The following is a 12,091-nucleotide window of genomic DNA, read 5'->3' as shown; positions in this document are numbered from 1 at the left end:
ATTCCTTCTTTTTTGAAAATTATTTATCGGTTACACATCCTTCAGAGGCACTTGAGACCGAACGCATATATTTAAGTAACACTCCTTGTTTAATTGGTGATTCCGGTTTTTTCCAATTGGCTTTACGTTTTGCAAATTCTTCGTCAGATATTTTCATATTAATGGTGTTTTTTACAGCATCAATTGAAATCATATCACCGTTTTCTATTAAAGCAATTCCTCCACCTTCATAGGCTTCTGGAGTAACGTGTCCTACTACGAAACCGTGAGAACCTCCAGAAAAACGTCCGTCTGTAATTAAAGCGACAGTACTTCCTAAACCAGCTCCCATAATTGCAGATGTTGGTTTAAGCATTTCAGGCATACCTGGACCTCCTTTTGGACCACAGTAACGAATAATAACCACATTTCCTGGTTTTACTTCTCCTCCTCTAATTCCTTTAATTACATCGTGTTCGTTTTCAAAAACTACCGCTGTACCTTCAAAAAACTCACCTTCTTTACCGCTAATTTTAGCCACACAACCTTCTGAAGCAATGTTTCCGTATAAAATCTGAATATTTCCAGTAGCTTTTAATGCTTTTTGGATTTCATGAATCACTTGTTGTCCATCATTCAAATCAGGAACCGAAGCTAAGTTTTCAGCAATTGTTTTTCCGGTTACCGTTAAACAATCTCCATGTAAAAAACCTTCTTTTAATAGATATTTCATTACTCCTGGAACTCCACCTACATTATGTAAGTCTTCCATTAAGTATTTACCGCTTGGTTTCAAGTCAGCAAGTAATGGAGTTTTATCACTAATATCTTGGAAATCTTTTAAGGTAAGATCAACACCTACTGAATGTGCCATTGCAATTAAGTGCATAACCGCATTCGTAGAACCTCCTAAGACTGCCACGATTGTAATAGCATTTTCGAATGCTTTACGAGTCATAATGTCTCTAGGCTTAATATCTTTTTCCAATAATATTCTGATGGCTTTACCAGCATCAGCACATTCTTGTTTTTTTTCTGGACTCAAAGCAGGATTAGAAGAACTGTAGGGTAAACTCATTCCTAAAGCTTCAATCGCTGATGACATAGTGTTAGCTGTATACATTCCACCACAAGCACCGGCACCTGGACAAGCATTTTGAATCACACCTTTAAAATCTTCAGGTGTAATAGTGTTATTGAATTTTTTTCCTAATGCTTCAAAAGCAGAAACAATATTCAAATCCTCACCTTTCCATTTTCCTGGGTGAATAGATCCTCCATAAACCATAATAGAAGGGCGATTTACTCTACCCATAGCCATTAGCGCTCCTGGCATATTTTTATCACAACCTGGAACAGCAATCATTCCATCATACCATTGTGCTCCCATAACCGTTTCAATAGAATCTGCAATTACATCACGGGAAACTAAAGAAAAACGCATTCCATCATTACCATTTGAAATTCCATCACTGACACCAATAGTATTAAAAATCAAACCAACTAAATCTACTGCCCAGACGCCAGTCTTAATATCTTTAGCCAAATCGTTTAAGTGCATATTACAAGGGTTTCCATCGTAACCCATACTCACAATTCCTATTTGCGCTTTTTTAAGATCTTCTTCAGTTAATCCAATTCCGTACAACATGGCCTGAGAAGCTGGTTGTGTTTCATCTTGCGTAATTATTTTGCTGTATTTATTTAATTCCATTATATGATTGTTTCTCTATTTTTTAAATTTATTCCAAAAAAAAACCTCCCAAAATAATTGGGAGGTTTTAAATATTTTTTTAATTATATCTATACCATTCCCTCTGCACATGTGATAATCACATTGACATTAATAATTGAAGAAATAATAGATACGATTTGCATTTTTTATTTTTATTTGCTTCAAAAGTATAAAAACAAATAGTACTAAAAAAATATAACCTCAATATTATATGCATTTTCAATTATTAAATGCATTTTGATTATTGCTTTTTAAACAATAGTCGATTGTCCTATGTAGACATTGTCACTTTTAAAATATAAGTCGTCTTTACTTAAAATGTAATTTGAGATAAAGTCTCCTACTTCATTCGTTCCAAATTTTGAATACGGATTCAAATCTGCCGTGACGACATTTAATTCGATTGCTTTATGCACTGCTTCGTATACTTTTTGGGATTCCATTTGAAGACCAAAATGTTCCAAAAGCATCGCCGCCGATACTATTGAAGCAATAGGATTGGCAATATTTTTTCTTTTTGCTTCTGGATAAGAACCGTGAATAGGCTCAAAAAGTGCATTTGAATTTCCTAAAGATGCTGATGGCAATAATCCTATTGAACCTGTGATTACACTCGCTTCATCTGATAAAATATCTCCAAATAAATTTTCAGTCAAAATGACGTCAAACTGTTTTGGATTAATGATTATTTGCATTGCCGCATTATCAACAAAAAGAAAATCTAAGGTTACATCAGGATATCCTTCTGCGATTTCTGATACCACTTTTCTCCATAATCTTGACGTTTCAAGGATACTGGCTTTGTCTACTAAAGTCACCTTTTTTTGTCTTTTTTGTGCAGTTCTAAAAGCTAAATGACTGATACGAATAATTTCTTCTTCGGAATACTCACACAAATCAGATGCTAAAGTTCCTTGTTCGTTAATCTTTTTTTCACTGAAATAAGATCCTCCCGAAATTTCTCTGAAAATTATAAAATCAGCTCCTTCAATTATTTTTCTTTTTAAAGGAGATAAGTCCAATAAGTCATTGTATGGTTTTATAGGTCTTATATTCGCATACAATCCTAGTGCTTGTCTCAATTTTAATAATCCTTGTATAGGGCGTGATTTTGAATCTGAATGGGTATCATATTTTGAATCATCAACGGCTCCAAACAATATAGCATCAGTATTCAAACAAAGGTTCAATGTTTGCTCCGGTAAAGGATTTCCTGTTTTCTCAATAGCAATAGCACCAATAAGCGCGTCTTCAAAAACAAACTCATGATCAAAAACAACACCAATTGCATACAATGCTTTTTTTGCTTGTAAGATTACCTCCGGACCTATTCCGTCTCCTGAAAGTACTGCTATTTTTAAGTTCATAATAGTAGGATTTAGATTTTATTAGAAATCAAAATATTTTAGTTAAGGATTAATTCCTTATTCATTTTACAGGCTTCAATTATTTGATGAATATCATCATCCAACACTTCTTTTTTAATGTCAGCAAACTTTAAAAATTCAACATAGACAACATCTAATTGCACTTTTGTAAGTTCGTACCCAACTTTTTTGGCTCTGTAGGCCAATGCTGCTCTACCACTTCTGGCAGTAAGAACAATAGATGATTCATTTACACCTACTTCTAAAGGATCCATGATTTCATAAGTTGCTCTATTTTTTATCACACCATCTTGATGAATTCCGGAGCTGTGCGCAAAAGCATTAGCACCAACAATCGCTTTATTAGGCTGCACCATCATTCCCATACTTTCAGAAACCAATCGGCTCATTTCATTCAGCTGACGTGTATTGATATTGGTATCTAAATTCAAATAAGGATGTTGTTTGAAAATCATTACCACTTCTTCAAGCGCTGTATTTCCTGCTCTTTCACCTATCCCGTTTATCGTACATTCAATTTGTCTGGCTCCATTTACTGCTCCTGCTATTGAATTAGCCGTAGCCATTCCTAAATCATTATGACAGTGACAAGACAAGATTACGTTTTCAATTCCTTTGACGTTTTCTTTTAAATACTTAATTTTCGCACCATATTCTTCTGGCAAACAATACCCTGTTGTATCTGGAATATTAAGTACGGTAGCACCTGATTTTATTACTTCTTCACAGACTCGCGCCAAGAATTCATTATCTGTTCTCCCCGCATCTTCAGCATAAAATTCAACATCTTCAACATACGATTTAGCATGTGAAACGGCAAATTTTGCACGGGCAATAATATCTTCTCTAGTTGTATTTAGCTTGTGTATTATGTGCGAATCAGAAGTTCCAATTCCAGTATGTATACGAGGTCTTTTTGCATGTTTTAAAGCTTCTGCAGCAACATCAATATCATTTTTCACCGCTCTTGTTAATCCGCAGACAACTGCATTTTTTACCACCTTACTTATTTCTGAAACAGATAAAAAATCACCCGGACTAGAAACAGGAAAACCAGCTTCTATAATGTCAACACCCATTTCGTCCAGTCGATTTGCTATAACGAGTTTTTGATTGGTATCTAATTTACATCCTGGGACCTGTTCGCCATCTCTTAAAGTGGTATCAAAAATTTGAACTTTCTCTCTATTCATTTTCATTTATTTAATGTAATTTCACATCTTGATAACAAAAATATCTTTCATTACTTTAATATAAAATTCAATTTAATGAAATATACTGCTTATAAAACAAATAATAACTTTGTAATCTACTGAAAAACAACATATTAAGATACTATATTTTACAATGGCTAACCATCAAAAAGATTTCTTATTTGTATTAATAAAATCGCTTTCAAAATCTGAAAAAAGACAATTTAAGATTTTTGCAAGCCGATTGGAAACCAGTTCCAATACAAAATTCATCGAATTATTCAACATTTTAGACAAATCAGAAGTCTATGATGAGAAACTCATTCTGAAAAGCGGTATCATTAAAAAAGTGCAATTATCGAATCTTAAATCATATTTGTACAAGCAAATTTTAGTGAGCATCCGATTGAATATTCCCAGTCAAAACATTCGATATCAGCTTAGAGAACAAATTGATTTTGCTGCCATATTGTACAATAAAGGGTTATACAAGCAGAGTTTAAAAATTTTGGATAAAACAAAAATTTTAGCTTTAGAGAATGATGAAAAACTCATGGCGTATGAAATCGTAGAATTCGAAAAACTTATTGAATCACAATACATCACACGAAGTATTCAAGGACGGGCTGATGAATTGGTAATCCAAGCCAAAGAATTAAATTACCGCAATACCATTTCCAGTAAATTATCTAATTTATCCCTGCAACTGTATGGGATTATGCTTAAAACCGGTTATGTAAAAAGTGATGAAGAGTATACATATATAGACGATTATTTCAATAAACACATTTCTAAATTTGATGATAAAAAGTTTGGTTTTAGAGAAAAATATTGGTTTTATAATGCGTATTTATGGCGAAGTTTCTTAGTACAGGATTTTCTTTCCTGCTATAAATATTCTTTAAAATGGGTGACGCTTTTTTATGACAACCCCAATATGATTTATTTAAACCCTGTATTTTTCTTAAAAGGAAACCATTATTTATTGGAATCTTTATACATGTTGAAATACAAATCAAAATTCAAAAAGTATTTATCACTGCTGGAAAATACCATAAAAGACCCACGTTTTCCCGTGAATGACAATATTGCGTCACTATCGTTCTTATATGTTTATAACAATAAATTGAATTACCACATTCTGGAAGGAACGTTTGCCGAAAGCGAATACTTAATTCCCGAAGTATTAAATAAATTAAAACTTCATACGGACCATCTTGATGAGCATCACGAAATGTTGTTCTATTATAAATTTGCCTCTATTTATTTCGGAAACGAAAAATATGCGGAATGTATCTTTTATTTAGAGAAAATCATAAACAACAAAAATCTTTCGATGCGAGAAGATTTGATGTGTTTTGCCCGAATTTTGTGTTTAATTGCTCATTATGAATTAGGTAAGGATTATTATCTGGAAAATCAGTTGAAAAACACTTATAAATTCCTCATCAAAATGAATGATTTACATGAAGTTCAAAAAGAAATTATTCGATTTTTGAAAAACTTAAACTCTATTTATCCAACGGATATCAAGAAGGAGTTTATAAAAATGAGAGCTCGATTTATTGAATTGGAAAAAAACACTTATGAAAAAAGAGCTTTCCTTTATTTGGACATCATTTCTTGGCTCGAAAGCAAAATTGAAAATCGAAAAATCAGTGATATTATTAAGGAGAAAGCAAAATTGATCAATCGATAAGATTTTGATTTTTTAAAAAATACAATTGCTTTAAACTAAATTTGATAATAAAACAATGTCTCTCTAAGAATTAGCTCTTATTAAGAAAATATTTCTAGAATTAAACTAAGTACTACATTCCAAAAATATTCAGTACTTTTAAAGAATACTTAAAAATTTAAAATTATGAATGGATTTTTTAAAACAATACTTGCAGGTTACGGTGCCAAAAAATTAGGTGGTGGCTGTTTTGGAACAATTATTATTTTCATAATAATCTATTGGCTATTAGGTTATTTTTAGAATCATAACGCTAAAAACAACCTAATTACAAATTCAAATATTAGTAAGCCAAGAGTTCTTTCAAATCACTTTCGAATCTTCCTTTCGGTAAATATTGATCTTCCAAAGCTTTTGTAAAAGGAATTGGTGAGTCTAAACTTGCTACGCGTTTTACTGGCGCATCAAGATATTTAAAACAATTTTCCATTATCATTGCCGAAATATCACTGGCAATACCACCAAACATACTGTCTTCCTGATAAATAATCACTCTTCCCGTTTTCTTAACAGAAGCAAAAATAGCTTCAGTGTCCAAAGGTTGTAAAGTTCTCAAATCCAACAAATCAGCAGAAATTTCAGGATTTTTTGTTAAAGTATCCAAAGCCCAATGCACCGCTGCTCCAAACGAAATAATTGTAACATCATTTCCTTCTTTCAACAAAGCCGCTTTTCCTAATGGAATGGTATAATAATCTTTTGGGACCTCTTGGTAAACGCTTCTGTACAATTGCTTGTGCTCAAAGAATAATACAGGATTCGGGTCATTTATGGAAGCATTCAATAATCCTTTCGCATCATACGGAAATGCCGGATAAACTACTTTTAAACCTGATGTTTTGGTAAACCAAGCTTCATTGGTTTGCGAGTGAAAAGGCCCCGCTTGTGTTCCTCCGCCACAAGGCATTCTAACTACAACATCAGCTTTTTCTAACCAACGATAATGTGATTTGGCTAATAAATTGACAATTGGATTAAATCCTGTCGAAACAAAATCGGCAAACTGCATTTCCACAATCGCTTTATAGCCATTAATCGACAATCCCATTCCTGCCGAAACCACTGCACTTTCACAAATTGGCGTATTAATGACACGCTCTTTACCAAATTGCGCTACAAAACCATCTGTGATTTTGAAAGCACCACCATATTCAGCGATATCCTGACCCATGATTACGGAGTTTTCATGACGTTCCATTGATTGTCTCAAACTGGTAGAAATCGCATCTATGAAACGAATATTTTCTTTTTCTTCTGAAGGATTAACTTGTTCAAATACATACGGTTTGTAAACATCATTTAGCTCTTCACTTAAAGAAGCTTCAATTTCTGGTTCAGCATTGGCAATAGCCAGACTTTCATCGATATCATTCTTTATTTCAGCATGTAAAGCCGCATCAAAATTAGCTGTAAGAACTCCGTTTTCTGCCAAATACTTTCTATAATTTTCTACTGGATCTTTAATCGCCCACATATCCATTAACTCTTGCGGAACATATTTGGTTCCACTCGCCTCTTCGTGCCCGCGCATTCTGAAGGTTTTGAATTCCAATAAAACTGGACGTGGATTTTCTTTCATCGAAGCCTTCAATTCAGATAACAAATTAAATACTTCCAGAATATTATTTCCATCAACAATATGACTTTCCATTCCGTAACCTTTACCTTTATCGGCCAGGTTTTCGCAACGGTATTGTTCATTTGTAGGAGTCGAAAGTCCATAGCCATTATTCTCAATCACAAACAGCACCGGTAATTCCCATACAGCAGCAATGTTTAATGCTTCATGAAAATCACCTTCACTTGTAGCGCCTTCACCAGTAAAAACTGCGGTAACTTTTCCGTTTTTCTTTAGTTTATTGGCCAAAGCGATTCCGTCAGCAACGCCTAATTGCGGACCTAAATGCGAAATCATTCCAATAATCTTGTATTGTTGTGTTCCAAAGTGAAAACTGCGATCACGACCTTTAGTAAAACCATTGGCTTTGCCCTGCCATTGTGAAAAAAGACGGTACAAAGGAATATCTCTTCCGGTGAAAACGCCAAGATTTCTATGCATTGGCAAAATGTATTCATCTGAATCTAAAACTGCTGTGACTCCAACAGAAATAGCCTCTTGACCAATTCCAGAAAACCATTTAGATACCTTTCCCTGACGAATAAGAATCAACATTTTCTCCTCAATTAGTCTTGGTTTCAGTATTCTTTTATATAAATCTAATAATTGGTTGTCTGTAAGATTTTTTCTGTCGAAGATCATTTTTTCGGTTTTATTATATGGTTCAAAGATAAAAAAATATAACAGTTTAGTGATATTTTGTTATATTTTTTTATATTGTTTATAAGTTTTAAAATTCAGATATAAAATTATTCTTTACATTTGTATCTGCAAGGTTTTTAGCCTTACAAGTTATTAAAAAATATTTAAAAGTATGCAAAACATTCCTAGTGTTGACTTGCGTGATTTCCTTTCGGACGACCCGAAACGTAAACAAAAATTTGTAAATGAAATCGGAAGTGCATTTGAAGATATTGGCTTCGTAGCACTCAAAGGGCATTTTTTAAACGACCAACTGGTTGATGAATTGTATGGTGAAATCAGAAATTTTTTCGCTTTACCTTTAGAAACAAAACACAGTTATGAAATCCCTGGAATTGGCGGACAAAGAGGTTATGTTTCTTTTGGAACAGAGCATGCCAAAGGCAGAAAAGAAGGTGATTTGAAGGAGTTTTGGCATTTTGGACAATACGTGTCTGAAGATTCAAAATACGCTTCAGAGTATCCTGAAAACGTTGAAGTAAAAGAACTTCCCCGTTTTAATATTGTAGGTAAAGAAGCGTACCAAATGCTGGAAAAAACAGGAGTTTATGTTTTGAGAGCTTTGGCTTTACACCTTGGTTTAGATGAATTTTATTTTGACCAATATGCTAAAGATGGAAATTCAATCTTAAGACCTATTCATTATCCACCGATTACTTCTGAGCCAGCAAACGCTATTCGTGCTGCTGCTCACGGTGATATCAACTTGATTACTTTGTTGATGGGTGCGCAAGGAAAAGGATTGCAAGTACAAAATCACAATGGAGAATGGATTGATGCCATTGCTGAACCGGATGAATTAGTTATTAATGTGGGTGATATGTTATCGCGTCATACGAATAACAAATTAAAATCTACTATTCATCAAGTGGTAAACCCACCAAGAGAATTATGGGGAACTTCACGTTATTCTATTCCGTTTTTTATGCATCCGGTGAGTGATATGAAATTGGATTGTTTGGAAAACTGTATTGATGCAGAACATCCAAAAAAATTCGGAGATATTACTGCGGGAGCTTATTTATACGAGCGTTTAGTAGATTTAGGGCTTATTAAAAAATAATTCATAATTTTATAGTTCAAGAAAGACATCGAGTTCGCTTGATGTCTTTTTGTTTTTTTACCATTAAGAAATTAAGGTAGATTAAGAGCAGTGAAACTTAATTTTCTTAACTTCTTAATGGTTTAATAATTAATTAATTTTTAAAACATGGACTTACAAGACCAATTAAAAAACCTTTTTCCAGATCACGAACCATCTCCTGAAGATCCAATTGAAGAAGTGGCTCACGAATTATACGTTCAAAAAGAACCTATGATTTGTAAATTCGAAAAACGAAAAGGAAAAGCGACTACCATAATTGAAGGTTATGAAGGTACTGACGAGGATTTTAAAATTCTTGCCAAGGAAATCAAAACCAAATTGAGTGTTGGTGGAACTTTCAAAGATGATTCCATTATCATTCAAGGTGATTATCGTGATAAAATAATGACTATTTTAAAAGAAAAAGGATTTAAAGTAAAACGTGTTGGAGGTTAAAAAGTATTCAGTGTTCAGTTATTAGTATTCAGTTGAGCAACTTGAAACCTTAAACATTTAAACAAAAAAATTAATGATACAATCATCAGAATTAATATTAAATCCAGACGGTAGCGTTTACCATTTGAATTTAAAACCAGAACATATTGCACACGATATCATCTTTGTAGGAGATCAAAATCGTGTGGAAAAAATTACACAGTTTTTTGACAGCATTGAATTTTCGACACAAAAAAGAGAATTCAAAACCCAAACCGGGATTTTCAAGGGTAAACGAATTACGGTAATGTCAACAGGAATTGGTCCTGACAACATTGATATTGTCATCAACGAACTGGATGCTTTGGTCAATATTGATTTGAAAACACGTCAGCCAAAAGAAAATTTAACTTCACTGAACATCATCCGTATTGGAACTTCGGGTTCTTTACAAGCCGATATTCCTGTGGATAGTTTTGTGATGTCAAAATTTGGATTAGGATTGGATAACATGCTACGCTCCTATTTGATTGACGAAGTTTCTAATCTTGAAATGGAAGATGCTTTTGTAAAACACACCAATTGGGATTTACGAAAAGGAAAGCCATATGTAATTGCTTGTTCCGAAAAACTGGAAAAAATGATAGAAAGCAATAAAATGCACAAAGGAATTACCGCAACTGCAGGTGGTTTTTACGGTCCTCAAGGTCGCGTTTTGCGTTTGAATATTCAAGATGAAGCGCTAAATTCTAAAATGGATAATTTTAAATTTGATGACAACCAAATCACCAACTTAGAAATGGAAACGGCAGCAATTTATGGACTTTCGACTCTTTTAGGACATAACGCATTGTCATTGAACGCTATCATTGCCAATCGTGCTTCGGGAACATTTAGCGAGGATCCGTACAAAGCCGTTGATGAATTGATTGCGTATACTTTAGAAAAAATAGCTTTAGGATAGCGAAATTAATTTTCAAAACCGTACCCATTTGTAGTTTTAAAAAAGTGCTCTTTAATTTTTTTAAAACTACATTTGTTTTTAGAACAAAACGATAATGAAAATAATACTTACAGGTGCAACAGGAGTTTTGGGATCTCATATTATGTATGAAATTCTAGAGCTTTTCATCAACACTAAAATTGATGGAAAACTATTTATTATTGCACGAAATAAAGGAAAAAACTCCGCTTTAGATCGAATAAACGAACTCTTATCCAGTAGTTATACGCCTAAAATCATAAAAGAAAAAGGCATCGCAAAACTGCACGAATACATTGAAATCATTGATACCGATTTGGCTGTAATTCAAGATACTTTTTCAAGTCAAATAAAAGGTGCTTATTTTATCCATTCGGCGGGATTCGTGAATTTATCTACCGATGAAGAACAACGCGAAAAGATTTTTGAAGAAAATACCAAAATCACAAAATCCCTTTTCAATCTATTTCATCCTTTTATAAAAAAGTTTATTTACATTGGAACTGCTTTTTCATCTGGAAACCGAAAAGGATTAATTGACAATGATTTTCATAGTTTAGGATTCAAACCGGAACATCGCAATGCGTATGAAAATGCCAAATTCCATTCAGAAAATTTTATAGCAGAAGAATGTAAAAAAATAGGCTTACCCTTTCAAATTCTTCGCCCAAGTGTGATTGGAGGCAAAATGTTGGGGAACGAAAACCAGTATTTTATTTCGAAATATATGGTTTTTTATCTTTTGGCTAAATTCTTTCACTTCACTTCCCAACGAAAAGGAGATCAAGAAAATGTGCGTTTTATAGTCAATGAAGACACCGTTTTGAACATTATTCCTGTCGATTATGTGGCAAAAGTGATTGTAAATACATTCGAAAGAGAAGATATTGAACAGCTTAATATTGTACATCATAAAAGTTTCAATATGGTAAATGGATTGCAGTTAATTATGAAGGAAGTTGGTTATACCAATTTTACCTTAATACAAAATTCGTTAGACTTCAAATACAAAAACACTATCGAAAAATTGTATTATGAAAGTATTGGCAAACATTTAAACCCTTATTTTACAACAGCTGCCAATGAATACGATACCACTTTGTTGAATTCTATTCTTGAAATACCAAAACTGGACCAGGAGGCATTTACCAATATGATTCGGTATGCGAGATTGAATAACTTTAAAGATATTAATGTGTAATTTTAGGAGCTATTTCCCGCTATACGTTGCAATCTT

General features: G+C 33.3%; 9 protein-coding genes. 5 read left to right on the top strand and 4 right to left on the bottom strand.

The genetic code is table 11. The features are described from left to right. Nucleotides 1–19 precede the first annotated feature (19 nt). The 3 genes from ilvD to QLS31_RS03570 form a co-directional block, all read right to left on the bottom strand. On the bottom strand, nucleotides 20–1,693 hold the full coding sequence (gene ilvD / locus QLS31_RS03580; RefSeq protein WP_282742652.1) for a dihydroxy-acid dehydratase: 1,674 nt from the start codon (nucleotides 1,691–1,693) through the stop codon (nucleotides 20–22). Between the two features lie 272 nt (nucleotides 1,694–1,965). Beyond that, entirely contained in the window at nucleotides 1,966–3,081 is a 1,116-nt protein-coding gene (gene leuB / locus QLS31_RS03575; protein ID WP_282742650.1) for a 3-isopropylmalate dehydrogenase, read from the bottom strand. A 38-nt stretch (nucleotides 3,082–3,119) separates the two neighbouring features. Then, nucleotides 3,120–4,295 (bottom strand): 2-isopropylmalate synthase, encoded by a 1,176-nt coding sequence (locus tag QLS31_RS03570; protein ID WP_099716341.1) that lies wholly within the window; start codon nucleotides 4,293–4,295, stop codon nucleotides 3,120–3,122. A 154-nt stretch (nucleotides 4,296–4,449) separates the two neighbouring features. Here QLS31_RS03570 and QLS31_RS03565 point away from each other — a divergent pair, with 154 nt between their 5' ends. Beyond that, nucleotides 4,450–5,994, top strand: a complete 1,545-nt coding sequence (locus QLS31_RS03565; RefSeq protein ID WP_099715562.1) for a hypothetical protein — start codon at nucleotides 4,450–4,452, stop codon at nucleotides 5,992–5,994. Between the two features lie 322 nt (nucleotides 5,995–6,316). Here QLS31_RS03565 and QLS31_RS03560 read toward each other — a convergent pair whose 3' ends face one another. Next, nucleotides 6,317–8,293, bottom strand: a complete 1,977-nt coding sequence (locus QLS31_RS03560; RefSeq protein WP_282742648.1) for a dehydrogenase E1 component subunit alpha/beta — start codon at nucleotides 8,291–8,293, stop codon at nucleotides 6,317–6,319. A 172-nt stretch (nucleotides 8,294–8,465) separates the two neighbouring features. Between QLS31_RS03560 and QLS31_RS03555 the strand changes: the two genes are divergently transcribed. The 4 genes from QLS31_RS03555 (at nucleotide 8,466) to QLS31_RS03540 (ending at nucleotide 12,055) form a co-directional block, all read left to right on the top strand. Then, a complete protein-coding gene (locus tag QLS31_RS03555; protein ID WP_282742646.1) occupies nucleotides 8,466–9,416 on the top strand; it encodes a 2-oxoglutarate and iron-dependent oxygenase domain-containing protein in 951 nt (316 codons plus the stop codon). A gap of 147 nt (nucleotides 9,417–9,563) precedes the next feature. Then, nucleotides 9,564–9,893, top strand: a complete 330-nt coding sequence (locus QLS31_RS03550) for a translation initiation factor (protein ID WP_121342010.1) — start codon at nucleotides 9,564–9,566, stop codon at nucleotides 9,891–9,893. A 73-nt stretch (nucleotides 9,894–9,966) separates the two neighbouring features. After that, the gene (locus QLS31_RS03545) at nucleotides 9,967–10,836 is read left to right on the top strand and encodes a nucleoside phosphorylase (protein WP_282742644.1); all 870 of its coding nucleotides are present in this window, start codon (nucleotides 9,967–9,969) and stop codon (nucleotides 10,834–10,836) included. Nucleotides 10,837–10,930: 94 nt separating this feature from the next. Further along, nucleotides 10,931–12,055, top strand: coding sequence for an SDR family oxidoreductase (locus QLS31_RS03540; RefSeq protein WP_282742642.1), 1,125 nt, complete (start codon nucleotides 10,931–10,933; stop codon nucleotides 12,053–12,055). Nucleotides 12,056–12,091 lie beyond the last annotated feature (36 nt).

Origin of the sequence: Flavobacterium sp. XS2P24 (genome assembly GCF_030010285.1) — a bacterium.
GTDB classification, from domain to species: Bacteria; Bacteroidota; Bacteroidia; order Flavobacteriales; family Flavobacteriaceae; genus Flavobacterium; species Flavobacterium algoritolerans.
The sequence above is the reverse complement of the archived record's forward strand: the minus strand, read 5'-3'. Positions and strand labels throughout refer to the sequence as shown.

What these genes read in the sequence shown, in the direction of transcription:
- ilvD (WP_282742652.1), bottom strand. Translation starts at nt 1,693, where the DNA reads ATGGAATTAAATAAATACAGCAAAATAATTACGCAAGATGAAACACAA.
- leuB (WP_282742650.1), bottom strand. Translation starts at nt 3,081, where the DNA reads ATGAACTTAAAAATAGCAGTACTTTCAGGAGACGGAATAGGTCCGGAG.
- QLS31_RS03570 (WP_099716341.1), bottom strand. Translation starts at nt 4,295, where the DNA reads ATGAATAGAGAGAAAGTTCAAATTTTTGATACCACTTTAAGAGATGGC.
- QLS31_RS03565 (WP_099715562.1), top strand. Translation starts at nt 4,450, where the DNA reads ATGGCTAACCATCAAAAAGATTTCTTATTTGTATTAATAAAATCGCTT.
- QLS31_RS03560 (WP_282742648.1), bottom strand. Translation starts at nt 8,293, where the DNA reads ATGATCTTCGACAGAAAAAATCTTACAGACAACCAATTATTAGATTTA.
- QLS31_RS03555 (WP_282742646.1), top strand. Translation starts at nt 8,466, where the DNA reads ATGCAAAACATTCCTAGTGTTGACTTGCGTGATTTCCTTTCGGACGAC.
- QLS31_RS03550 (WP_121342010.1), top strand. Translation starts at nt 9,564, where the DNA reads ATGGACTTACAAGACCAATTAAAAAACCTTTTTCCAGATCACGAACCA.
- QLS31_RS03545 (WP_282742644.1), top strand. Translation starts at nt 9,967, where the DNA reads ATGATACAATCATCAGAATTAATATTAAATCCAGACGGTAGCGTTTAC.
- QLS31_RS03540 (WP_282742642.1), top strand. Translation starts at nt 10,931, where the DNA reads ATGAAAATAATACTTACAGGTGCAACAGGAGTTTTGGGATCTCATATT.